This window comes from Halocella sp. SP3-1 (assembly GCF_003953885.1).
GTDB lineage: Bacteria > Bacillota > Halanaerobiia > Halanaerobiales > DTU029 > Iocasia > Iocasia fonsfrigidae.
Map to the genome: position 1 here is coordinate 70,665 of NZ_CP032760.1, position 25,730 is coordinate 96,394.

Annotated in this window: 19 protein-coding genes; 1 reads left to right on the forward strand and 18 read right to left on the reverse strand. The window is 33.1% G+C overall.

Annotation, left to right across the window (positions count from 1 at the left end):
* Positions 1 to 35: 35 nt before the first annotated feature.
* The 14 genes from D7D81_RS00305 to D7D81_RS00370 all read right to left on the reverse strand — a co-directional run bounded on the left by D7D81_RS00305 (position 36) and on the right by D7D81_RS00370 (position 18,478).
* A complete protein-coding gene (locus D7D81_RS00305) occupies positions 36 to 1,226 on the reverse strand; it encodes an ABC transporter permease (RefSeq protein ID WP_125986233.1) in 1,191 nt (396 codons plus the stop codon).
* A gap of 1 nt (position 1,227) precedes the next feature.
* On the reverse strand, positions 1,228 to 1,911 hold the full coding sequence (locus tag D7D81_RS00310) for an ABC transporter ATP-binding protein (RefSeq protein WP_125986235.1): 684 nt from the start codon (positions 1,909 to 1,911) through the stop codon (positions 1,228 to 1,230).
* Positions 1,912 to 1,924: 13 nt separating this feature from the next.
* Positions 1,925 to 2,686 (reverse strand): tetratricopeptide repeat protein, encoded by a 762-nt coding sequence (locus D7D81_RS00315; RefSeq protein WP_125986237.1) that lies wholly within the window; start codon positions 2,684 to 2,686, stop codon positions 1,925 to 1,927.
* A gap of 353 nt (positions 2,687 to 3,039) precedes the next feature.
* On the reverse strand, positions 3,040 to 4,659 hold the full coding sequence (gene glgP, locus D7D81_RS00320; RefSeq protein WP_125986239.1) for an alpha-glucan family phosphorylase: 1,620 nt from the start codon (positions 4,657 to 4,659) through the stop codon (positions 3,040 to 3,042).
* Positions 4,660 to 4,860: 201 nt separating this feature from the next.
* Positions 4,861 to 5,637, reverse strand: coding sequence for an aminoglycoside 6-adenylyltransferase (locus D7D81_RS00325; RefSeq protein ID WP_125986241.1), 777 nt, complete (start codon positions 5,635 to 5,637; stop codon positions 4,861 to 4,863).
* Positions 5,638 to 5,799: 162 nt separating this feature from the next.
* Positions 5,800 to 7,563, reverse strand: coding sequence for a glycoside hydrolase family 13 protein (locus D7D81_RS00330; protein ID WP_125986243.1), 1,764 nt, complete (start codon positions 7,561 to 7,563; stop codon positions 5,800 to 5,802).
* Between the two features lie 83 nt (positions 7,564 to 7,646).
* A complete protein-coding gene (gene lptC / locus D7D81_RS00335; protein ID WP_125986245.1) occupies positions 7,647 to 8,171 on the reverse strand; it encodes an LPS export ABC transporter periplasmic protein LptC in 525 nt (174 codons plus the stop codon).
* A 325-nt stretch (positions 8,172 to 8,496) separates the two neighbouring features.
* Positions 8,497 to 9,084, reverse strand: coding sequence for an LptF/LptG family permease (locus D7D81_RS00340; protein WP_125986247.1), 588 nt, complete (start codon positions 9,082 to 9,084; stop codon positions 8,497 to 8,499).
* A 170-nt stretch (positions 9,085 to 9,254) separates the two neighbouring features.
* Entirely contained in the window at positions 9,255 to 10,766 is a 1,512-nt protein-coding gene (locus D7D81_RS00345) for an alpha-amylase family glycosyl hydrolase (protein ID WP_125986249.1), read from the reverse strand.
* A gap of 197 nt (positions 10,767 to 10,963) precedes the next feature.
* Positions 10,964 to 12,556, reverse strand: coding sequence for a carbohydrate porin (locus D7D81_RS00350; RefSeq protein ID WP_125986251.1), 1,593 nt, complete (start codon positions 12,554 to 12,556; stop codon positions 10,964 to 10,966).
* Positions 12,557 to 12,751: 195 nt separating this feature from the next.
* The gene (locus tag D7D81_RS00355) at positions 12,752 to 14,773 is read right to left on the reverse strand and encodes a methyl-accepting chemotaxis protein (RefSeq protein WP_125986253.1); all 2,022 of its coding nucleotides are present in this window, start codon (positions 14,771 to 14,773) and stop codon (positions 12,752 to 12,754) included.
* A gap of 187 nt (positions 14,774 to 14,960) precedes the next feature.
* The gene (locus D7D81_RS00360; protein WP_125986255.1) at positions 14,961 to 15,803 is read right to left on the reverse strand and encodes a sugar ABC transporter permease; all 843 of its coding nucleotides are present in this window, start codon (positions 15,801 to 15,803) and stop codon (positions 14,961 to 14,963) included.
* Positions 15,800 to 17,101 (reverse strand): ABC transporter permease subunit, encoded by a 1,302-nt coding sequence (locus D7D81_RS00365; protein ID WP_286170008.1) that lies wholly within the window; start codon positions 17,099 to 17,101, stop codon positions 15,800 to 15,802. Before D7D81_RS00365 ends, D7D81_RS00360 begins: the two co-directional genes overlap by 4 nt.
* 177 nt (positions 17,102 to 17,278) lie before the next feature.
* On the reverse strand, positions 17,279 to 18,478 hold the full coding sequence (locus D7D81_RS00370; protein ID WP_125986257.1) for an extracellular solute-binding protein: 1,200 nt from the start codon (positions 18,476 to 18,478) through the stop codon (positions 17,279 to 17,281).
* Between the two features lie 1,125 nt (positions 18,479 to 19,603).
* Between D7D81_RS00370 and D7D81_RS00375 the strand changes: the two genes are divergently transcribed.
* On the forward strand, positions 19,604 to 21,349 hold the full coding sequence (locus tag D7D81_RS00375) for an IS1634 family transposase (RefSeq protein WP_125986259.1): 1,746 nt from the start codon (positions 19,604 to 19,606) through the stop codon (positions 21,347 to 21,349).
* 172 nt (positions 21,350 to 21,521) lie between these two features.
* Here D7D81_RS00375 and D7D81_RS00380 read toward each other — a convergent pair whose 3' ends face one another.
* The 4 genes from D7D81_RS00380 to D7D81_RS00395 are packed head-to-tail and all read right to left on the reverse strand — an operon-like array spanning position 21,522 to position 25,610.
* Positions 21,522 to 22,526 (reverse strand): LacI family DNA-binding transcriptional regulator, encoded by a 1,005-nt coding sequence (locus tag D7D81_RS00380; protein WP_125986261.1) that lies wholly within the window; start codon positions 22,524 to 22,526, stop codon positions 21,522 to 21,524.
* Between the two features lie 53 nt (positions 22,527 to 22,579).
* Positions 22,580 to 23,434: a carbohydrate ABC transporter permease gene (locus D7D81_RS00385; RefSeq protein ID WP_125986263.1), complete on the reverse strand. Its 855-nt coding sequence runs from the start codon at positions 23,432 to 23,434 to the stop codon at positions 22,580 to 22,582.
* A complete protein-coding gene (locus D7D81_RS00390) occupies positions 23,434 to 24,303 on the reverse strand; it encodes a carbohydrate ABC transporter permease (protein ID WP_125986265.1) in 870 nt (289 codons plus the stop codon). The genes D7D81_RS00385 and D7D81_RS00390 overlap by 1 nt, the downstream gene beginning before the upstream one ends.
* 14 nt (positions 24,304 to 24,317) lie before the next feature.
* Entirely contained in the window at positions 24,318 to 25,610 is a 1,293-nt protein-coding gene (locus D7D81_RS00395; RefSeq protein ID WP_125986267.1) for an ABC transporter substrate-binding protein, read from the reverse strand.
* Positions 25,611 to 25,730 lie beyond the last annotated feature (120 nt).

Genomic DNA, 25,730 nt, shown 5'->3' on the forward strand with positions numbered 1-25,730 from the left:
CCTACTGTAAACAACTTCCTATAAATATAAATCTACTAAACATGTCTCAACATTTCTACTACCTTAAGACGTGAGGCCTTTAGAGCAGGATAAACGGTTGATAGAGCAGTAGCAAAAATAACTATTAAGAATGGGATTATTCCATTTTTTAACGCTAATTTAATGTATAAAGGCACCTCTTGAGTATTAGGTGGAGTATAGATTATATTTAAGCTATTTACAATATTTCCTGCTATCCATCCTAGGGTAATCCCCAGAACACCTCCTATAACTCCAATAATTAATGCCTCTTGAATCAACTGTGTAAATACTTGGCTTTGTCTTGTCCCAATAGCTCTAACTGTACCAATTTCATTCATCCGTTCAAAAAAAGACATCGACATAATCTCTAATATACTAATAAATATTAAGAGAAATATTAACATTGATAGAAATAAAAAAGCTGTTTCATACAATCCCCTAACCTGATGATAGAAAGCAGCTAAATCTTCCCAGCTTCTCATTTCAACATCTAAGCCTGCTTCTTTAAAATCTGATTTTAATTCTACAATAGTACGATCAGTTAATTTAGTATCAGTCAATAAAACTTTAAATTTGTCTACTCCCTCAGTATTTAGTAGAATTTGGGCAAAACTAAGGGGCATCATAATATAATGGCTATCTGCATCATCATTTCCTATAGAGAAGGAACCACTTAACTGTAAACTACCTGCATTATAGGCACCATCAATAGTTGTAGCCATTATCGAAACCCATTCATCCTCTTCAATATTCAATATCTTTTTTATCCCCTGCCCTACAATTACTCTGTCTTGATCACCTGGGAATAAGGAAGTTCCACTTTTAATAGATATATTCTGTTTATAATCGGTTTCTACCCCCATGGCTGAAACAATAGTACTTCTTTTTTCTGTTCCTAAGATTCCAGAGACCTGCAAAGTTCTAGTATAATCTGTCACATGCTCTTTATTGTTAAGTATCTCATTAATCTTAGCAATATCATCCTTACTTAAAACCTTCCTATCCACACTTTTATCCCAAAAGCCTTCTTTAGCAATTTGTAAGTTACTATATTCTCTAATAGCCATCATCTGTAACCCCTCAAATGTTGAAGTAAAGTATCCTTTTAATAGAAATAAAACTGCTATACTGACAATTATTAAGCCTAAACTTAAAAGTGAACGCCTCTTATTTCTCATAATACTTCGCCAGGCTATTTTGAACATACTAACTGACCTCCTTTACACTTAGAGTACCATCTTTAATTTCTATTAACTTTTGGGCATATCTATTGATAAATAAATCATGGGTCACAATAACAAAGGCTACGTCATATTCATTATTCAAATTTAGCATTAACTCTATAATAGTCTTCCCTGTTTCAGAATCTAGATTTCCTGTTGGCTCATCTGCTAAAACCACTTCAGGCTCGGTAACTAGAGCCCGTGCAATAGCTACTCTCTGTTTTTGACCACCAGATAGCTGGCCAGGTAATCTATTGTCCATCTTATCCAAAGCAAGCTCTTTTAAAATCTTATCAACTCTCTTCTTTCTTTCTGCCTTACTGACTTTCTGTAAGAGAAGGGGATATTCTACATTCTCCCATACTGTTAAAACTGGAACCAATTCAAAGTATTGAAATACCAAACCAATTTTATCTCTACGAAGCTCTGTCCGTTCTCTATCACTTAAAAAATTTAAAGAAGTTTTATTAATCTCAATCTCCCCTGAGCTTGCTTCATCAATACCAGCCAACAAATTTAGGAGGGTAGATTTCCCACTACCAGAAGGACCATTTACTACAATAAAGTCCCCTCTGTTAATTGTAAGATTTATATTCTTTAAGGCTTGAACTTCTTCAATCTGGCTAGAATATATCTTGCTTAAATTTTCTATTTTAATAATAGCCACTTCTAACTCCCCCTTAAATTTCTTTAGCGTCTTTTAAAATATCCTCTGCCCATTTATTAGCTGGATAAATTTTTAGAGCTTGTTTTGCACTATCTATCGCTTGGTCTTTATCTTTTAATTTTATATAAGCATTGGCTATCCAAATATAAGAAATAAAGTTATCGAACTTATCTTTACTATTTAAAGCCTTTTTAAACATTCCAATTCCTTTATCTATATCACCGCCACCAATTTTAGGTGCATTTATATAATATATTCCTAATGAATTAAAAGCCGTATAATTTTCTTTATCAAGCTTCACAGCTTTCTGTAATAATTTAACTGCTTTTGGACCACTAGTCATCAAATAAATTACGCCTTTATATTCCATCAATCTCATATAAGTATCAGCTAATAAACGATGAGCTTCACTTGATTTTTTATTCTTTTTTATACTTTTTAGAGCTAGTTCACTACTATTCTCAAAATGTTGAGCAGCCTTTCTTGGTTCTTCCTTAACCTCATACATTTCAGCTATTAAAAATTCAACTTGACCTTGCCACAAATACTTTTGATAATCATTATTTACCTTTTCAAGATAAGAATTACTTTGTCCAGCTGTTTCAATTAGTTTTTCAATATCATTATCACCATTATAATAATCTTCTCTGACCTGAAAGAACAGATCTTTTCCTTGCTCTAAGTTATTATCCTTCGCCTCCATATTTAATGAAATAGCTATTGTAAAAAATATAATTAAAACTAAAATAAATTTGTAATTTTTTAATTTTATCATTTTTATGCCCCCTAAAATTATTTGTTAACTATATTATATAAGTTACCTAAGTCCTATACATCTACCAAAAGTTCTGTTTCTATTAGACTAAAAGTAGTAAGAAATCTCCTGCTTTTGGGGGATAAATTAGTCTGTTCAACAGATTAATCATCCACGAAGAGTTATCTATAACCCGTAGAGAATCTAGACTAAAAGTAAAACAAAAAAATGGAAAATTAATTGAAATAAAATAGTGTACCCAGTAATCTTTCAAATTAAAGAGACAAAAAAAGGTATTCCTGAAGTCTTGAAGGAATACCTTGTATATCTCTTACATATCAATACTAGTTAATTTCGCAATTCACTATATTAATCTAGAAAGTATAGATCTCCTTATAATATCTTTTTAACATCCTTTTTGCAGAAAATCGTTCATAGGTACTCTCAATACTGGCTTTCATCATCTCTTCCCATCGCTCTCTATTATGGTAATAGGTAGGTACTACTTTATTCAAAAGGACTTCATATAAGGCCTTAAGGTCATGTTCATCCTGCTTATCCTGATCACTATCTTGATAGCCGTCCCCAAACTGCCAGCCGTTAACCCCATCTTCACAGGCTTCAGGCCACCAACCATCAAGTACACTCATATTCAAAACCCCATTCATCGCTGCTTTCATCCCGGAAGTACCGCTAGCTTCCTTTGGCCTTCTGGGGTTATTTAACCAGAGGTCAACCCCTCTTGTTAACTTTTTCCCTATTTCCATATTATAGTCTTCCAGAAATACAATACTATGTTGATATTTCTTACTCATCTTAACCAGACTGCTTATAATTCTTTTTCCTTTATCATCTAAGGGATGGGCCTTCCCAGAAAAAACAAGCTGTATTTTACCTTCTTTTAAATAAGGACCAATAATAGATGATTTGCTAAATATTAAATCACTCCTTTTATAAGGAGCCGCCCTTCTGGCGAAACCTATCAGGAGTTTATCACTGCTGAGGTTGACACCTGTTTTTTGTTTTATATATTTAATCAGCTCTTTTTTTAATTCGTGGTGTACAGGCCAGAGTAATTTACCCTGATCATATGCTTCCCTGATCCTCTGATCTACCCAGGTTTTATGGTGAACACCATTAGTAATAGCTATAATGGGGGATTTATTATCTACATGCTCCCACATTTTACGTGCTGTTACAGCATGCAGCTCGGCCACAGCATTGGCTATCTTTGACAGTCTCAGTCCGGCAACTGTCATATTAAAAGGGGCACCACCAATCTTAACCATCTGCTCCAGGGGCAAACCCCTGAAGCCCCCCATATATCTAATACTATCCAGACGGTGTTTCTCATTTCCTTCCTTAACAGGGGTATGGGTTGTAAATACTATTTTCTTCCTTACTTCGGCCAGTGCTTCATCAAAAGTTTGACCTTGCTTTATTTTCTCCCTTATTAATTCTATACCTGCAAAAACAGCATGCCCTTCATTAAAATGATATATATCTATATTTAAACCTAATTTTCGGATTAGCTTTATACCACCTACCCCCAGGATAAGTTCCTGGGCAATCCTCTCCTCTGCAAACCACCCATATAATTGACCTGTTATCCATTTATTAGCGTTCTTTTTATGATTTGTATCCAGCAAATACAGGGGAACATTATCATAGCGTTGCAATTTCCAGACTTTACAGATAATATCTTCATCTCTTATTCTAACTGTTACAGTAATACCAGTATCATCCAACAACTTATACATATAATCATTATTATGATAGGAATCATATGGTCGACCATCTTCAGCAATAAGCTGTTTTGTATAACCCTGCCTCCACAAAATACCAATACCTATCATTGGTTTATTTAACTCTTTAGCAGCCTTAAGGATATCACCAGCCAGTATACCTAAACCACCGGCGTAAATCCTCATTGCTTTATCCAGACCATATTCCATACAAAAATAAGCAACCTTTGGTTCTTTATTACTACTCATAAAAAATTGCCTCCTTTTTCTATAATGATATATTCCGTGATAACCCAACTGAAGATCAAACCCATACCATACCACTAAATTATGAAATTCTTATTATATATTTATTATCTTCTAATTTAAGAAACTTATCATTAATATGATCAAATATCTCTTTTTCACAACCGGATACTTCATCTTCACTACTTTTCATAATAGTTTTCTTTATAAATACTTACTGATAATAATCTCAATGGCCTTTTTATATTCCAAGCTAAGTTGCCCGGATAATTCTCTTCTTAATACATTTAATAGCGCTCCAGCTGCTTCTGGAATAGGCTTAAGCAAAATAGATTCCATTTCTTTTCCTAAATCTGAATAAACAAATTCAAACCTCCTTAAGGGATCGATATTATCAAGTAAATTATTATTTTCATTAACTAAATGTTTTTCCAATAAAATCAATAATTTTTTCAATGCTGATATCTTTACAAACTCATGGGCACTAACTTTTTCTCCTCTTTTATACCTACCAAGACCAACCAATAAATTAACAATGAACTGACCTATTAGTACCTCATTACTGCAATTTAAATTTGACTCTTCGGCCGTTGTTTGTCTGATTTTTCTCAGATGATCCTCTATATTTTCTCTATCAATTAATATTTGATAACAATTTGTTTTAGAAAAATACAATTCTTTACTATCAAAAACTGCAAATTCAATTAAATGCCCACTGTTATATAATACTTTTAAGCCGTGTTCAGTTTCTTGAAAAGATAATAATATACTATCAAAATTTGGCAACCATGATAAATCATTACGAAACTCTTGTTGGTGACCAGTTCGTACAATCACAAAGAAATCATGATCAGACCACTTGTCTGGTCTATAATTCTGCCTGGACATAGAACCAACGGCAACTAATCCAATAACTCCAATACAATTTAATAAATTATTTTTTAAATTCTCAGTATACCTTTCATACTCAATACAATTCATATAATCTCTTCTCCTTAAAATAAATATTGAACTTAATATTAGATATAATCTGTGTCTTCAAAATCTCCTAATTCCATTAATCTAATATAATACGGACTGAAATGTTACAAATATATGAACCATGGACCTCCAGTTCTCCAACGCAAAAAAATACCTTTTATCTTAGCTCAAAATCATTCCTTTAAATTTTGAAATTTTTATTATATATTTTTTGTCATCACCCAATTGAAAAGAACTATCATCTAGATAATTAGATATTTCTTTTTTATATCCAAATAAATTTCCTGCTAAAGTGTATTTTTGGGATAATGGACTATTGTTAATAATCACTACAATACTTTCATCCTCATAGCTGCGCAAAAAACCATATGTATTTTTTATTTCATCAATTAGTATTGGCTGATAATCACCACGTCGAAGTGGTATTAATTCATGTCTTAAGCTTATCAGCTTTTGGTAATATTTATATAAATCTTTATCCTGTTTTTCTATATCCCAGACCATACAACGACGGCAATCAGGATCATCTTCACCTTCTATACCCACCTCATCACCGTAATATATCATCGGTGCCCCTGGATAAGTAAATTGAAATAATACTGCCAGTTTCATCAATTCTTTCTCTCCTGAAAAAAAATTAATTAATCTGCGGGTATCATGGCTGTCCAGGAGATTCAGCATACTATAATTTACTCTGTCTTGATATAACATCCAGTTCCTGGCAAGCCTATTATTGAACTCGCCAGGGCCTATTTTTTTATAGGCAAAAAAATCAAGTACCGACATTTCCAGTGGATAATTCATAATTGCATCAAATTGGTCACCCTGCAACCATTTTTCAGAATTATGCCATATTTCCCCTACAATATAAGCATTCGGCTTAATTTTTTTTACCCTTTCACGAAATTTACGCCAGAAATTATGATCAACCTCATCAGCCACATCAAGCCTCCACCCATCTATATCTACTTCATTAAGCCAATATTCAGCTGCACCAAGGAGATAATCCTGAACCTCAGGATTTGAAGTATTAAGTTTCGGCATATCTATTACATCATTAGCAAAGGTATCATAATTGACCGGAGGAGTGGTTTTAACAGGATAATTATCAATAAAAAACCAATCACTATACTTGGAACTGGCACCATTTTCCCGAACATCTTTAAAAGCAAAAAAATTAAACCCACTGTGGTTAAAAACAGCATCAAGAATAACCCTGATTCCCCTTTTATGGGCCTCAGCAACTAATTTTTTCAGTATTTCTTTGTTACCGAAGCTAGGGTCGACCTTATAAAAGTCATCAATATTGTACTTATGGTTACTTGTTGAACTAAAAATTGGATTAAGATAGAGGGCATTAACTCCCAGGTTTTCTAAATAATCTAGCTTTTTTATAATCCCTTCTAAGTCCCCGCCAAAAAAAGAATCGCTTTCAGGTTTAGCTCCCCAGGGTCTTATCCTATCTGGATCATTATCTGTATTACCATTATAAAATCTTTCAGGGAATACCTGGTAAAAAACCGCATCCTGTACCCATTCAGGTATTGAAAAAATATCGCCTTCATTTATAACTGGATATTGGAAATATTCACCATAGCCAAAAGATTTTCCAGGTTTAATATTACTAAAGCCTTTTTCTGTAAACCAGATCCCTTCAGAACCATCACTTAAATAAAATAAATAGCGAAAACGGTTATCATCCATTGTTATACTAGTCTCAAAATAATCATAAAGACCATCACTGGCAACTAACTCCATCTTTTTTACATTATATGGAGCTTTACCATCATACCGCCTACCAAATATTACTTTTACCTCTTGTAAATCATTTTTAGCTGCTTTTAGTCTAATCTTTAAAGTATTCCTATCAAGAGGGTAAACATAATTCCAACCTGGCTTATGTAAAATTGCTGCTTTATTTATCATTAAATTATCACTCCCTAATTATTATTACAATATTATTTTAAATCTAAGTACAGTATCTCTAACTCTGAACTCCCTACTTTATGTTATCCACAATTAATTTTAACCTCCATACTAACCTCACCACCAACAATAAACTCTGCCTTTTCTAAATAGAACACAGCTTTATCCCCTTTTACCCAATCACCATTATCTTCCTCAATACATACATTTCCCGAAAAGTTCAATAACTTCTTCTTACTATTATACTTTACATTATCGCCCTTTATAGTACGTCTATTGTATTCTATAATAACACCCTTTCTTGCCGCAAAAGAATTATCTGTAAAATACATTAATAGATAAGGTGCTTTTAACTTAAAGTCTTTATCTTCCAAACGACACCTTAAGATAACATTATCATTAAAAGTATATTCTTCAGTCTCCAATAAGGCAGACATTTTTTCTGCTGCTATATTACCTTTATCATATTCTACTCTTACTTCATTCCTTAATACAATCTTATTTTCATTTTTAAAATATTCTCCCTCTTCTGCTTTAGATACTATATCATTCCTAATAATAATGGAGTTGCTTAGTTTTAAAAACAATACTCTCTTCTGCTGCTTCATTATCTACTGCTTGAACCACTCCAACAAAGTATATATCAACAACAATACAACTATTATTTTTATAGATATCCCACCTTTTTACTTAATATTAGACTCAATCTTAGATTTTTAAATTATTCAATATCAAGTAATTTATCAACCCCTATATCAAAAGTAAGGGAATTTTCTTATTACCACCTGCTTTCACTTTAGCATCAAGGAATATCTCCGTTTAAAATATATTTATTGGCCAGCTGATTATAACTTAACTGCTCAGCTTCATATACATTCAAGACTTCTGCTTTAACCACTACAAAAAAAAACAGGGGAATCATAAATAATATAATCAGAAAAGATGGTAATATTTAAAAAGTAAACCCCTCCACTTTTCAACAATCCTAGTTAAAGTATTATTTTTCTCATCATACTTACTAACATAAAAAATCCTTCCCTCAGGTCCTTTTAAAAAAACTCCTTCTTTAACATCAGGCACAGCCTGTTTTAAGATTGAACGTCTGATAATGTTTTGAGCCTTATGGTTTGCTTGAGGAACAATCTCCTCATTAATTATAAATGTCATCATGCTAATAATAACACCCAGAATTATTAAAGGCCAAATCAAACGATAGAGACTAATCCCCCCCATCCTGAGTGCAGTAAACTCATTCTCCCTACTTAAACGTGACATACCATATATAGTAGCAAAGAGTACTGCAACTGGAAAAGTCTCCACCATTATTTCTGGAAGATAGTAAAATAACAACCTTAGCACCAGTATAATAGGAATATCTTTGACAATAATAAGGTCTGTTAGTTGAAAAAATACCCCACTTAGCATAATTATACCTACTATGGTCACTCCCACCAGAAATGGCATTAAAACCTCTTTAATTATGTATTTATCAACTATTCTCTTATGCCAAATAGATACCAATATATAAACCCCTTTTCATAATTGTTAATAGAACAATTATATTAAAAAGGCATTAATGCCAAGACATAATTTACCTATACTATTTTCCAGGAACAAAATATCACTCTTGAATATCATAAAATAATAAGCAAACAACAAATGAAGCAAAACAACTATACGCTTTAATTTTATTATCCCTGTGGCACCCAGATAGACCAACCCTTTTTTTCACTATTAATAACTTTAAACTGACCTATTCCTTTAGCATTTGTCTCAACAATACCCTTAACATTTCCTGTGAAATCATAAAATTGCTGGTTAGCCTGACATGAATTAATTTCTTTACTTATTATTGACTTAGTATCACCACCTGCTATCATCATCACAAGCCCTGTACCTGGAACATCTTTTAACCCTGCTCTGACATATGAATATACATTACTATCATTATTGTTAACCTCATAACCGGGCCCATAAGCAAAATATTTCCTTGCTTTAACTATTTTATCTAAACCCTCCTTTAAACCAGATATATAATAATCCTTCCAATATAGCATTGGTATTCCCATTTCCCTGGTCATAATATAAGTATAGGCCTGATATTTTCTTTGGAAAATAGGGGTAGTATATTCAACCTCATCCCTTCCTGTATCATGGTTATCTACAAAAGTAATAACCCGTTCACCAAGACCAGACTTATTAACTAGACCCGCTTTAGTAAGACTAGACATATTCAAATTTCCATCCCTCATTAAACTAAATTGCTTTCTAAGCGAAAAATCAAAGACTGTAAGATCCTCATTATTCATACCTAAAAGATAAAAATATAAACCCATAGAATTTTCATACCAGGCTTCTCCCATAAAAATCAAATCTTTATCTGTTTCACCCTGCACAGCATTTATCCAATTATTAACAAATAATCTATCAATATGTTTTACAGCATCTAATCTAAATCCATCAAAACCAATATCATTAACTATCCACTTACCCCATTCAATCAATTCTTCTTCAACTTTTAAGTTTTGATAATCAACATCATTTCCCATTAAATAATCATCATCGGCTGTGTCATCCCAGTTTTTCCCCTTAAGCAAGCGACCATCAGCAGAATCAAAAGCCTGCCAACCCCAGTTCCAATCATTAGCTTTATCAAAATATTTTTCCCGCCCAGCCATTTCAAACCGGGTCCAAAAATTAGTTCTTTCCCCCGAAGCCAAAGAAACTACTTCCTGGCTATCTCCACCCATCCGGTGGTTTAATACCGCATCATAATATACTTTTATTCCATTTTTATGAAGTGAATCAACTGCTTTTAGTAATTCCTTTTTGCTACCATACTTTGTCCTGATACTATCTTTCTGTTTGAACTCACCCAGGTCCCACAAATCATAAGCAGCATAGCCTTCATCATTTATTCCACCAGCTGCTTTGTTTGCTGGTGGTAGCCAAACCCCCGTAATCCCTAAATCAGCTAATTTCAAAGCCTTTTTAGATAGTAAATTCCATAAATTGTTTTCTTCTGGATATTGCACAGCATATTTATCCTTAGCCAGTTCCCAGTAGAAGGTCTGCATCAAGGTTTTATTTTGCTTATTTATAAGGGGTAACCGTTGAGAAAAAACAGATAAAGTAATTAATGATAAAAAAACCAAAACAAATATCAAAAACAAAATTAGACTCTGTAAATATTTTTTAACCATTCTTTCTCCTCCCTTTGCATACTCATATTTATCCTATTTTCAAAATGATTTTTTTAAACCTTTTAACAAGAAGAATTAATACTTTTATTTTTTAATATAAAACAATGATATTTCTATAAGTCAATATATATTAAGTAACCCCCCTGACTTTACAGATCAGGGGAATTACTTAAATACTAAAAATTAATCCTATATCTCTACCACCATGTTTCCATTTGAACACCATATGCTAGACCAGAGTCTTCCTCATATTCTGAAGCCCAATCTGCTTCCTCATCACCAGTAGCATAAGTAACAAAGAATCTTAATTCCGGCCGATTCCAGAATGTACTATCCAATTTTATAGTAGGAGCTATAGTTATTTTATGAACCGTATATTCATCTGAATTCCATGAAAATTCCTGTTCAACCCTATCTACACCATATTCATATTGCATTGAAAAATTATTGGTTATATAGTGTACTAATCTAGCACCTAATGCAATAGAAGATATATCTTCATCTTCACCATATTTATTCCTATCTGATTGATAAACTAATTGTGGCATTATATCAACCTTATCACTCACATTAGCAACACCATAAGTTAAAAATCTTACACTTCTAGCATCCTCAAACATCCATGTCGCATATGAAGAACCCAGACCATCACCTGCAAGAATACCTGTGCCAAATTGTACCGCAGTAGTAGTAGTACCATCTGTAGCACCATAAAAATCATTCCGATTATAAATTACTGCTAATCCTCCATCTGAAAGATTATCAATATCCTCATCATCACCCTTAGCATAGGCATAAGTAAGTTCAAACTCCATATTTCCTCCAGGGACTGGTAGTTCAGTAAAACGGAAGTCAATATTATGTTGTGAATATTCACCAACACCATCAAAATAGTCCCCCTCATACCCAGAGTGTCCTATATAGGCCATGCCAAACTTTCCTTTTCCACAATTTACATTGTCTATTCCGGCACCATAACCACTATAGTCTCTCCAGTAAAAATCACTTATATGAACATCACTTCTACCATAATATTTCTTACCAGCCCAGAAATTTATATGTGGCGCAAAATCAAAACCACTACCTTCAACATAAGCCTGGCGCAAAAGGCCATCATCTTCCCATGACCCTTCAGTAGTAGTCCAGGTACTATGTTCTACGTTTTTATTAACTAGCATAAAACTTGCTTTCATCCAGGAACCATTATCAGAAGAGAACGTTTTAGCAAAGGTATTTTCAACATAAGTATCTATTTCATTTCCCAATCTAAAAGAAGATGGGAGTTGGTTACTAGCAGCCCCTCCATTACTACTTACCATGTAACCTGATCTAGCATAACCATGATATTCAAACCCCTGGTTTACTGAAGCCATTTGTTTTTCCAATGCTATTATTCTAGGGCCAAAGGTAACATTGGCATCAGCAATTAATACAGAATTTTGTCCTCCGTAACCATCAGGGGCAAAACTGGATGCATCTTCATCTAAAACCCAACTTACTATTCCACTAGTAAATACAGTAAATTTATATTGATATTCCCCTTCTGCCACTACCTTAGTTAAACTCCAAATACCATCCTTTTTTTTCATTCTCCATTCTGGATCATTTTTATTCCAATCATTAAACTCACCTGCAACATATACTTTATCAGAATTTAGGTATCCAGCATAAGTAAAAGCAACCTCAACTTGCCCCTCTCCAACTGATTTAATTGTAGTTTGAGCATTTACTGGCACTACAAGCAGTCCTATAACTAAAACAACAAATACAAGATAAATAATTTTTTTCAATTTTTAAATACCCCCTCAATTATTAACAACCTCTTGACAAAGTTCAAATAACTATTTTCTTTCAAATCCTAACCTCTTTAACTTCTATATATTTACAGCATTCAAATCACCCCCCTAAAAATGCTTTAGATATGTAGTCTTTGAGTTAAAACGTTTGCATTATCTCAACTATAAACCTATTCTAGCTATTTAAAGTTATACTTTGAATTTTTCAATTAAAAAATTTAGTTTATCTGCCATACCAGCCAACTGCTGAGAAGAATTAGCAATACTCTCAATTGAATATAACTGTTCCTTTATCGCCTTATTTATTTCCTTTGCCCTGGTAGAGGAAAGCTTTGAGACCCTATTAATACTTTCAACATCCTTAACCATTTTTTCGCTTTCACATTCTTGCCTATGGGTTGCTTTTGCAATATTACTGGCAACCTCTGAACTTATCTTGACAGCCCTAATTGCATCAAGGAATGTTTCACGAGCCTTAGTAGTAGCTACATTACCTTCTTTAAGAATTATTGAGCCATTTTCCATTATTTTAACAGCCTCTTCTGTATCCTGATGAATTTCTTTGGTAATAAAACTAATATTTATAGCAGCCTTGTTTGATTGATTAGCCAGTTGTCTTACCTCATCAGCAACCACAGCAAAACCCCTCCCCTGTTCACCAGCCCTCGCTGCCTCAATGGCTGCATTTAAAGACAATAAATTAGTTTGTTCAGCAATCTCACCAATTAAAATAACTATATTATCTATTTTTCTAGATTTCATAGCTAGTTGCTGAATTACCCCTCTCGATTGTTTAACTATATTACTAAGACTATCAATCTGCTTCAGCAAGGTTTCAAAAGCATCCTTACCCAACCTTATTTCTCCCCCAATATTATGTGCTTGCTCTGCCATCTCATGTGCATCATCTGCAACATTCTTTATCGAATTAGAAATATTTTTTATAATTAGTGATGTCTCCTCTATGTTTTTTACCTGTTCATTGCTATTAACTGATATTTTTTCACTTATAGCTGTAACTTCTTGAGTTGTAGAACTGGCTTCCTTTGTTGAAACCGCTAACTCCTGAGATGTAGCTGCCACTGTATTAGCACTATTCTTTACTTCTACAACAATGTTTTTTAAATTTAAAACCATACTATTTATACAAATAGATAGCTTTGAAATTTCATCTTTACCAATAACATTTATCTTTTCAGTCAAATTTCCATTTGAAATTTTATCAACAACATTAATTAAATTCCTTATCGGATTACTAATGGTTTTACTCAGAAATATAGCAATTATTATTGCTATCACCACACCCATTAACCCATAAAATAAAATAGAATTTCTCATTGAATTAATAGCAGCTACTACTGGGGTTTTTAATGTGGCTATCCCTAAGTAAGCTATTAATTCATTATTATGATCTCTTATTGGAACTCTAAGCATATGATATTTTTCCTCATTAACATTTATATCAGCCCATATCATATCTTTTTCATTATTTTTCTTGCTGAAATCAATATGCTGACTATCTAAATTGACCAAAGAAGAGGTAGTTAATTTCCCCTTTGTATCAAATAATAAAAATTCCATCTGAAGCTCATCACTCAAATTAATCCAGTAATTCTGCTCCAATAGTCTTGCAGTTACCAATAATCCCTGTGTTTTTTCAGCAAAAATATTATCTGTTATAGCAGAAATACCTCTAAGTAATATACCTTCTGACGTCATGTCAATTTGAACAAAATTAATCCGTTTTTCTTTAGCAAGTTTTATTAACTTATTATCTAGAGAATTATTTATCTTCAGACTGCCTCTTTTAATAATACTATCCTGCTTTAAATCAAATATCTCCAAATAATCAATATTATTTTCATCTAGATAGGCACTCGGGAAAAGGGACATAAGTGTAATTAGATTTTTATTCTTCACTCCTTTCTGTACACTACCCTCATTAGATTTAATAATAGCCAGGCCTTTAATTGCAATAATCTCTTCTCTATAAATTTTTGTTACTATATTTTTAGCTATTAATAATTTATCTTTCATACCTTTATTAATAGTTTTACTGGATGATATTAAATTATTGTAAGAAATTAATAATGTTGGTATTAATAAAACAATTAAAAAAGAAAGTAATAACCTACTATGTAATTTAAATTTACCCATGAACTTATACCAGAATGATTTGCATTTTTCAAAAAAAAGAAACTTAATTTTCACCCTTACATCCCCCTTATTTCACTATCACAGTAATTTATACACCTCTCCTTCCCTCAACTGTTTAATCAATCTGATTAATTTCAAATAAACGTATTATGAAATCGTTTGAACAGCATGATTTGATTTATTTTCCTAAATCAAGCCTTGATACTTAGATTGATTTAGATATAAACACATCAATAAATAACTATCCTTTTGTCGAACCCTTAGTTAACCCTCCAATTAATAAATTTTGTAAGAAAAGATATAATATTGTAACAGGTAAGGCTGCCAGTAACGCCCCTGCAGCAAATTGGGTGAAGTGTTGGCCAAATTTATCTGCTATGAAGTCATGTAAACCAATCGCCAGGGTCCAATTGCTTGGTGATCTTAAAATTAAACGGGCCAGCAAAAAATCAGTAAATGGGGCCATAAAACTAAAGACAGCTATCACAGAAATAATTGGTAAAGAGAGGGGCAAAATTATTCTCCATAAAATTGTCCAGCGTGAAGCACCATCTATAATAGCCGCTTCTTCCAGAGAACGGGACAAAGTATCAAGATACCCTTTCATTAACCATGTATTATATGGGACAGCACCCCCAGCATAAATCAAAATAAGTCCTGTAAGGGTATCTAATAAGCCAACTAAATTTAATAACACATAAAGGGCTACCATATTCATTGTGGCTGGAAACATCTGTAGAACCAGCATAACCATTAAACCCTTTTTTCGACCATAAAATTTAAGACGAGAAAAGGCATAAGTTGTAAAAGTAACTAAAATAACAGTCAGTAAAGATGCACATAAACCAACCTTAATACTATTTAAATACCAGATAGGAAATCTGGTCTCTGTAAATAATTCCTTATAGTGGGTAAAGACAGGGTTTTCAGGTATAATTGTACTACTATATAGACTACTCCCCTGGTTAAGTGATGCAGTAAAAATCCAAAAAACTGGAATGATAACTATCATTATCATTAACAATAAAAAAACATAAGATAAAATCAAGCCAATATTACTTCGAATTCTTTTAGATTTAATCATTGTAACATTTCCTCCTCTTGGAAAGACTTAGTGCGTGTAAAGTTATAAACACTAAATATTGCTAGTACAATAAAGATTATTAAAGAGATTGCAGAGGCATAATTATATTTGTTTTTTTCTGCAGTTAATTTAAAAACCCAGGATATCAAAATATCAGTAGAACCAGCATTACCTCTATAACCAAATTTAGCTGGCCCACCCCCATTTAAAAGATAAATAAGTGTGAAATTATTAAAATTGAAAGCAAAGGTCATAATCATCAAGGGAGCAATGGAAAATAAAAGAAGAGGTATGGTTATATATCTAAATTTTTGCCATGGTCCAGCTCCATCAATCATAGCAGCCTCATATAGATTTACTGGAATACTCTGTAATATCCCAGTAATTAAAATCATGCAATAGGAAAAACCAAGCCATAAATTAACTAACAATATCGCTGTCCTAGCCCAGAAAGGTTCCTGTAGCCACCGTATTGGTTCAAGATTAAAAAGAAGATTCAACATTTGATTTACAATACCAAAATTAGTATTTAGCATCCCCCTCCACATAAGTATACTAACAAAACCAGGTATGGCCCACGGCAAAATCAAAATAGTTCGAATTATTTTTCTAAATTTAATTCTGGGATTGTTTAATACAACAGCAATAACAGCTCCTAAAAAATATGTTGTTACTGTAGATAAAACTGCCCAGACAACTGTCCAGAGGGCAACCCTAATAAAAGTATTTTTCCAGGCACTAATTTGAAATATTTCTATAAAATTTTTAAAACCAACCCATTCAAATAAACTACCTGGTGGCAAATGATATAAGTCATAACTGGTAAAACCAATTAATATTGAAAATATCAAAGGCAAAATAGTAATAAAAATTATCGCAATAAGACCTGGTGATAAAACAATATAAGGATAACCACTTTCAATTAAATTTCTGAAGGATTCTTTTATTTTAGCAGGTGTTTTACCCCTATCACGTAACTTTCCATTTTTATATGCATCAAAAATATTAAAAACATATAGACCAATTACCACTAAAACAAGTAAAAGAGATAACAAACCGTAAACCAGCATGAATAAAGAATGATCTTCCATTGGGGTTTCACCTAAGCTTATAAAACCCTGTAAATTTTGCAACAAAAAGGAAACACTATTAAGTACTATAAAAAAATTTAACAAAGTAAATAAAATACCCTTAACCCATTGACGATTATATAATTGCCCGACTCCCATAAACACAGTAGATAACAATGCTGCTATGTAACGATTTTTTCTTTTTAGCCCACTATTTTTAAAATTCAAATTTATTCACCCCGTTTAAATAACATCAGCAGCTGACTCTATCTATTTACATTTTTAAAACAATATCACTTATACTTACTTAGAAAAAAAATAGAGTCAACCACTTAAATTGATATTTTATAGACTCTCTTAAATTTTTGTATTATTTTATTTGTATTTTTTCATTTTAATTTTACATTATTTCCTCATCATTTCAATATTCTCTTCAATTTGCTCTACAGCAGCAGCCATTACTTCTTCAGGAGAAGCCTGACCATTAGCAACAAAAGCAAGGGCATTATTCATAGGTTCCCAGACTTGATACATTTCTGGAATATTAGGCATTGGAACACCACGCTGTGCCTGAACAGCAAACCCCTTGAAATCTTTGTCTTTTTTAAATTCGGGTAAAGATACAACATCTTTACGTACAGGAATAATAGCTGTTTCTTGATACTGTTTTAAATTATTTTCTTTGGAGGTCAACCACTTGATAAATTTAAGAGCTTCTTCTTTATTTTTACTAAAAGCACTAATATAATAGCCCTTTACCCCAACCAAAGTACGAGGGTATTCTCCATTATCTAGTTCAGGGAGAGGCGCTATTCCATAGTTTATCCCTGCTCTTTTATAATTACTAAAAGCCCATGGACCAACAAGACATACCGCCAATTTACCATCAGTAAAAAGTCCATCCATAACATCATAAGTTGTTCCTTCAGGCATTAATCCCGAAGTCCTAAAGGATTTTATTAGCTTCATTGCCTTGATTGCTCCATCATTGGCTAATCCTATATCATTAACATTATAGCCATTTTCTGTCTGTTTAAAGATATAACCACCATATCCAGAAATAAAACCATACATATAATAGAAATCAGTTAATTTTGTCATAAAACCAAACTGGTTTTCCGCTGGTTTATTTAATTCATTTACTATTTCCAGGAACTCCTTAAATGTATCAGGTATCTCTGAAATAATATCTTTATTATATATTAAAGCAGTCGTTTCCATGGCATAAGGAATACCATATAGTTTACCATTCAAACGCATAGCCTGAACAGCAGAATTAGCATATAAACTTAAATCAATTTGGTCTTCTGGAATCTGCCATAAAAGCCCCTGTAAAATAGGAACAGCCAATTGATCGTGGGGCCAGGCTAAAATATCAGGGCCTTTACCTGCAGGACCGTCCAAAGCCAGTTTATCATCCTGATTTAACTGATCCACTGGTTCAACAATAATTTCGATTCCTGTCTCCTTTGCATAAATCCTACCCATCATTCTAATAAATTCTTCCTGAGAACCCGAACTCTGCCAAGCCACTAACTTTGTTGCACCTACACTTAATGTTAGTAAAAAGATAAAACTTACAACTAAAAGTAATACTTTCTTCATTTTCCTACACCCTTTCTTTTTTATAACATCTGCAAACGTTTGTATAAGCCGAATTTTTCTTCATGAAAATAGATTTCATTTTCTGAGATACCATAAAATTAACATAAAAATATATGTGTATTATGTACAAAATTATATATTTGTTCTTTTTATTGTTCTACAACAGATTCTATGTAATACTTTCAAACGTTTGCACATAAAAGTAAATTTAAATCATTTTATACTAAGGTAATCTGAAAGATTACACTCTGGACCTTTGAATATTTACTTAAATAATAAATTAGTCATTACTAAACTAATAATTTATATTATGATTTGACTATAAAACAATAATGTTGAGGATATATGAAATAGGCAAGAAAACCACCTGAAGTCATGCGCATTCAAGTCAAAAATAAAATAGAATTTTGAGATATTTTAGATAAAATCACTATTGCCAAGCTATTTTTAACTATAGGCAACATAGTACAAGTAGTATCTGAATTAATCCTTAAATATTTATCTAACACTAGCCAAAACAACAAGCAGCAACATATCCATCATCACTATTAATATTTTTCCTTGTTCAAAATCTACATTTTGCAAAAACGTCTATTTTATTAAATGCAAATATTTAAAAAATTATATTTAATATTTAAATTTCGATTATACCTAATCATCAGATTGTTAAGAATATAAGAGTTGAGCAAATTATGCAATCGTTTGAACGTAGTGCTCAAAAAAATATTATGTAGTCGTCTGTTTAATATTCTTTATACTATTATATATATACTAGCTATTTTTGTCAAGAAAATTTACCATAAATATCATAATATTATGGAAAACAGCTGTTTTACTTATACTGAGTCCCTGACTATCAATTCAGGTGAAAGCAGGACATGGTTTTCACTTATATATTCCCCTGAATTAATTTTAATAAAAGCTCTGTAGCTATCTCACCCATCTTTTTACCCGGCTGACTAATGGTTGTTAATGGAGGATCAATAAACTCGGGTTTTTGACAGTTGCATAAGATAAAAATCTCCGAAAGCCTTGATATAGGCTTATTTTTATGTCAAATTTTCCACTTTTCTATTGCGTAATTTACCGTAATGTGGTATGATATAAGGATAAGGGGGAATTTTTATGCGATTGAATATTAGTAAATCCAAAAATGCGTCTTCTCTCTATGTCATTAAGGATATAAACGTAAGAGGAAAACGCACAACCAAAATTGTAGAGAAACTTGGTACATATGATGAGTTATTAGAGAAGTTAAACGGAGAAGACCCTATCCAATGGGCAAAAGAATATATTAAGGAATTGAATGAAAAAGAACGGCAGAAAAAACAGAAAGTTATTGTTAAATATTCTCCTGTTAAAAAAATCAAAAAAGACCAACAACGGGTTTTTAATGGTGGTTATCTCTTTCTTCAAAAAATATATTATGAACTTGCTCTTGATAAACTTTGTGATAGATTATCTAATAAATATAAATTTACGTTTGATCTTAATAATATCTTATCTCGACTGGTTTATGGACGTATTTTATTTCCCTCATCTAAGTTAACAACGCATCGTCAGGCAGCTACTTTTATTGAGCCACCAAACTTTGATCTTCAACACGTTTATCGAGCTCTTGATATTTTGGCAAAAGAGTCTAATTTTATTCAAAGCACTCTATATAAAAACAGCTTAAAAGTTTCCAAACGTAATACAGGTATTCTTTACTATGATTGTACCAATTACTTTTTTGAAATTGAGCAGGAAGAAGGATTGAAACAGTATGGAGTTTCAAAGGAACACCGTCCTAATCCCATTGTACAAATGGGCCTTTTCATGGATGGAGATGGTATTCCTCTTGCCTTTTCTATTCACAAAGGAAATACCAATGAACAAACAACTTTAAAACCTCTAGAGAAAAAAATCATTGATGATTTTAAATTATCAAAGTTTGTTGTTTGTACGGATGCTGGTCTTGCCTCCTATAATAATCGACGCTTTAATGATATTGGTAATCGTGCCTTTATCACAACTCAATCGGTTAAAAAATTAAGGAAACACCTTAAAGAGTGGGCCCTTAACCCAAGGGGTTGGTCTTTATCAGATAGCCAAAAATTGTATAACCTTTCTGAATTGGAAGAAAAAATTAACGCTATAAAGGACAACCATAAAAAAGAACGTTGGCTTTCTAAAGTCTTTTATAAAGAACGGTGGATTAAAGAAAATGGCTTAGAGCAAAAAATGATTGTTACTTTTAGTTTTAAATATCGTAATTATCAGCGACGTATCCGACAGGAACAAATTTTACGGGCTCAAAAGAAAATTGATTCCAATCCATCCAAAATAGGTAAAGCAAGCCAAAACGATTATCGCCGTTTTATTAAAACAACGACTTGTACAGATGACGGCGAAATCGCCAACAAAAAAATCTATCATATCAACACGGATGTAATTGATAAGGAAAAGATATACGATGGATTTTATGGTATTTGTACCAACTTAGAGGCTAATATTTCAGAGATTATAAAGGTCAACAAAGGTCGTTGGCAAATCGAAGAATGTTTCCGAATTATAAAAACGGAATTCAAAGCAAGACCGGTTTACTTAAGTAAAGATGAACGCATTGAAGCTCATTTTATAACCTGTTTTATTTCATTGTTGATTTACCGACTTCTTGAAAAACGACTGAACAGTGAATTTACTTGTCCAACAATCATCCGAAATTTGAAAAACATGAATTTTCTAGAAGCCAGAGGCGAAGGCTATATCCCTGCTTATACCAGAAATAATTTTACTGATAATTTACATGAGATTTTTGGTTTTAGAACAGACTATCAGATTATCACTAACAAAAAAATTAAAAAAATAATTAGAGACACAAAAAATTAAAAAAATACGCACTTTTTTACATAAAGAAAGCCGTAAGAAACCTTTTATTTATAAGGTTTATACGGCTTTTTGCTTTTTCAACTGTCAAATATGGGATTATATATATACTAGCTATTTTTGTCAAGAAAATTTACCATAAATATCATAATATTATGGAAAACAGCTGTTTTACTTATACTGAGTCCCTGACTATCAATTCAGGTGAAAGCAGGACATGGTTTTCACTTATATATTCCCCCTGAATTAATTTTAATAAAAGCTCTGTAGCTATCTCACCCATCTTTTTACCCGGCTGACTAATGGTTGTTAATGGAGGATCAATAAACTCACCAATCTGAATGCCATCATATCCCATAATAGCTATATCTCCTGGTATTGTTAAACCCTGTTCTTTTAGGGCCTTAATCGCCCCCAGGGCCATCAAGTCATTTGCTGCAAATATAGCAGTAAAATCTTTACTCAGCAGCAATTTTTTAGCAGCACGATAGGCGCCTTTCTGGGTAAAATCAGCATTTATTATAAAATCAGGATTAACAGCCAACCCCTTATCTAGCAAAGCATCTTTATAACCCTGCAAACGATATTTTCCTGCTACTAAACCCATAGGTCCAGTGATTGTAGCAATCCTTTTATGACCAGCTTTAATCAAATAATCTACTGCCTGATAGGCACCACTTCTATTGTCTGTTTCTACCCAGTAAGCATCCTGATCCCCCATCGGATTCCCTAAAAAAACAAATGGTAATCCTTCTTTTTTAAGATAAGTAACCCTTGAGTCATTAGTCCTGGGCTCAGTTAAGATAATACCATCAACATTATGTTTGTGAAATATTTTTTCCAACTTATTATAATCATTGTTATCACTGCTATCATTAAGTAGAGTAAGGCTGTATCCACTTACTACAGCAACCTCTCCAATGCCCTGTAAAAACTCCAGGAAAAAGGGGTCCGCTATTGAACGTGGTATTTTGGGGAAAACTATCCCAATCACATTAGTATTTTTATTGGCTAGGGCCTGTGCTGCTTTATGTGGTTGATAATTCATTTTTTTAGCAAGTTTTTTAATTCTTTTTCTGGTGTTTTCATTTACCCTGGGGTCATCCCCCAGAGCCCGAGAAACTGTTGACTTCGATACCCTGGCTTCCTTTGCTATATCTTCCATTGTTTTATTACCCATTTATAATCACCTTTAAAGATAGTTATTCTCTATCTTATCTATAAATCCTCTTTTTATCCCTTTACTGAACCAGCCAATATTCCCTTTACAAAGTAACGTTGTAATGAAAAGAAGATAATTAGAGGGATAATCATTGATATAAAGGCAGCAGATGTTAGTAAATGCCAGTCCTGCCCATATGAACCTACTAGATTGGTCAATTTCATTGTTAATGGTGCTACACTTCTACTACCACCCAGATATATTAAGGCAACCAGGAGGTCATTCCACACCCATAGAAATTGAAAAATAAAAAGTGAAGCAATCGACGGTACTGACAGTGGTAATGCCAGACGGTAAAATACAGTCCAGATTGAAGCCCCATCAATATAAGCTGCTTCGAATAAATCATCAGGTAATCCCTGAAAAAAATTGTGGAGCATAAAAACTGCTAAGGGCAAGCCATATCCTGTGTGGGCTAACCATAAGCCAACAAAAGTACCTGATAAATTAATTATATTATATAGTTTTAAAATTGGTATAAAGGTTAGCTGTAAAGGAACCACCAACAAACTAATAATAATACCATATACTATACCCCGACCCTTGAAGCTTAATTTCGATAAGCCAAAGGCTGCAAAGGCTGCTACAACAACCGGAATTAATGTTCCAAAAATTGCAATTAAAAATGAATTCTTAAAAGCTACATCCATTCCAACTGAATGAAAAACCCTACTGTAATTTTCGATAGTATATTGTGTAAAATCCAACGGACTGCTGAACACTGTCCACCAGCCTGTATTATTTACATCCTCAGCTGGACGAAAAGACGTAATCAATAAACCCATAGTAGGCAAGATCCAGACAAAAATTGTTATAATAATAAGAAGATGCAAGATGATTTTAGCAAAAGCTTTATTTGACTCCATTAGCTGTCCTCCCCTTTCATCCTTTTAATATTCATTACAATAACTGGTATAATCAGCAGGAACAATATCACTGCAATTGCACTGGCCCTACCATAGTTGCGATACTGAAACATTTCTTTATACATTCTATTAGCAATAACCTCTGTTCCATAATTACCGTTTGTCATTACATAGACTATATCAAAGATCTTAAGTACATTAATAATCATCGTTGTGGTAACTACAGCAATAGTACTCTTCATTGAAGGAATAATTATTTTAGTAAATACCTGCCACTCATTGGCACCATCAACCCTACCGGCCTCCATTAATTCCCGGGGTATGCCCTTATAGGCAGCTGACAGAAGTACCATACAAAATCCAGTCCAGATCCAAATCCCTACAAATATTAGAGAAAAATTATTCATCCAGGGGCCTTTCATCAACCAACCCTTTGGACTGCCGCCAAATAATACAATCACTTGATTTAATAGGCCTATTTGATTAGTAAATATCGGTTTATATGTATAAACAAACTTCCAGACAACACTGGCTCCTACAAAAGATACTGCCATAGGCATAAATATAATTGTTTTAGCTAATTTTTCATATTTAATTTTATCTGCCAGAATCGCCATTAATAATCCCATACCAACCGTTCCTGCTGTAAAAAATACCAGCCACATCAGATTATTTCTAAAAGCTGTTAACATTGTGCGCGATGTAAAGGAATAAATATAATTCTTCATTCCTACAAATGTCTCAGAGCGTTTCCCCAGAAAACTAATAATCATTGTATGAATTGACGGATATAATAAAAAGACGGTTATAAAAAAAAGAGCAGGCCCTACAAAAAGGGCCACCCACAGTTTTTGATTTTTCAACTTCATTAATTAACATCCCCTTAATTAGTTGCTGCACCAGATGTATATGTTTCATCAGCAACTGATTCTATGTATTCCAGGACACTATCAAGGTCCTGACCATTTACATAATCCACCACCCCAGTCCAGAAAGCACCAGAGCCAATTGCTTTAGGCATAGAATCTGAACCATCAAACCTAAACACTTCTGCATTTTTCAAGACTTCAGCCATTTTAGCTGTTAATTCATCTGGATAAACAGCTGGATTAATTCTCTTATTTACACCTATCTTACCAAGTTCACTAACCCAGATAGATTGTGCCCCTGGTGAGGCAAGAAATCTCATAAACTGCTTTGCTGCTGGTTTATCTGTCATTAAACCCATCATATCGGCAGCACCAAGTACAGGTGTCCCATATTCCTCTTCAATTTCAGGAAAGGCAAAGAAATTAAAATCCTCACCAGCAAGTAAATCAGGGTTATTATCTTTAATAAAACTGGTAATAAAACTAGCCTGACGATGCATATAAGCCTGAACCGGTTCAGCAAATAGAGGTGTTACAGCATCACCAAAGTTACTAGCATTCACTGCCGTCGGTCCTCCCCAGACATAACTGGAATCTCGTGCAATTTCACCGAAAATCTCAAACGCCCTTTTGACCCTTTCATCAGTCCAGGGAATATCATGATTAACCCACTGGTCATATACCTCAGGTCCAGCAGTTCTTAACATAATATCTTCAATCCAGTCCGTCCCAGGCCATCCACTGGCTGCACCTGACTCAAGTCCAATTGCCCAGGGAATATCACCATTAGAAATCATTTTATCCATTAATGCTTCCATATCGTCCCAGTCACTCGGGATTATATATCCTTTAGCAGCAAAGGCTTTAGGATTATACCAGACTAAACTCTTGACATCAGCAGATATATATATACCATACATACCATCTTCATATGTAGCCAGTTCTTTCCAGACAGCATTATAATCTTCATTAAATTGTGGCATATCAAGTACATCTATCAGATCTACCAAATCTCCCTCCCGGGCAAGTTCTTCCATCATTCCTAAACCAGTTAAATGAACTATATCTGGTGGATTACCAGCTTCCAGCCTTGTAGTTAATAAAGTAGGCAGATCCCTTGTCCCTTCAAACTCGACCTCAATTCCAGAGGCAGCCTCAAATGTCTCCATAACTTTAGTAAAGGCCTCTAATTCATTTCCACCCCAGACCCCCATAATTGTTATTGTCTCGTCAGCACTTACAGCTACTGCAAAAATTACTCCCATAAGTAGAATTGCTGAAACCATCATCCAAATACTTTTTTTCACTATTAACCCCCCCTTATATTTTATGTTTTTTCAACCGGTTGTATATCTGATTTTTAAAATTCTACAACCGGTTGTAAAAACACTACAATATAATTTATATTTAAACATTTATTAAAAAAT

What these genes read in the sequence shown, in the direction of transcription:
- D7D81_RS00385 (WP_125986263.1), bottom strand. Translation starts at nt 23,434, where the DNA reads ATGGAGTCAAATAAAGCTTTTGCTAAAATCATCTTGCATCTTCTTATT.
- D7D81_RS00315 (WP_125986237.1), bottom strand. Translation starts at nt 2,686, where the DNA reads ATGATAAAATTAAAAAATTACAAATTTATTTTAGTTTTAATTATATTT.
- D7D81_RS00345 (WP_125986249.1), bottom strand. Translation starts at nt 10,766, where the DNA reads ATGGTTAAAAAATATTTACAGAGTCTAATTTTGTTTTTGATATTTGTT.
- D7D81_RS00370 (WP_125986257.1), bottom strand. Translation starts at nt 18,478, where the DNA reads ATGAAGAAAGTATTACTTTTAGTTGTAAGTTTTATCTTTTTACTAACA.
- D7D81_RS00375 (WP_125986259.1), top strand. Translation starts at nt 19,604, where the DNA reads ATGCGATTGAATATTAGTAAATCCAAAAATGCGTCTTCTCTCTATGTC.
- D7D81_RS00325 (WP_125986241.1), bottom strand. Translation starts at nt 5,637, where the DNA reads ATGAATTGTATTGAGTATGAAAGGTATACTGAGAATTTAAAAAATAAT.
- D7D81_RS00390 (WP_125986265.1), bottom strand. Translation starts at nt 24,303, where the DNA reads ATGAAGTTGAAAAATCAAAAACTGTGGGTGGCCCTTTTTGTAGGGCCT.
- lptC (WP_125986245.1), bottom strand. Translation starts at nt 8,171, where the DNA reads ATGAAGCAGCAGAAGAGAGTATTGTTTTTAAAACTAAGCAACTCCATT.
- glgP (WP_125986239.1), bottom strand. Translation starts at nt 4,659, where the DNA reads ATGAGTAGTAATAAAGAACCAAAGGTTGCTTATTTTTGTATGGAATAT.
- D7D81_RS00380 (WP_125986261.1), bottom strand. Translation starts at nt 22,526, where the DNA reads ATGGGTAATAAAACAATGGAAGATATAGCAAAGGAAGCCAGGGTATCG.
- D7D81_RS00360 (WP_125986255.1), bottom strand. Translation starts at nt 15,803, where the DNA reads ATGATTAAATCTAAAAGAATTCGAAGTAATATTGGCTTGATTTTATCT.
- D7D81_RS00305 (WP_125986233.1), bottom strand. Translation starts at nt 1,226, where the DNA reads ATGTTCAAAATAGCCTGGCGAAGTATTATGAGAAATAAGAGGCGTTCA.
- D7D81_RS00330 (WP_125986243.1), bottom strand. Translation starts at nt 7,563, where the DNA reads ATGATAAATAAAGCAGCAATTTTACATAAGCCAGGTTGGAATTATGTT.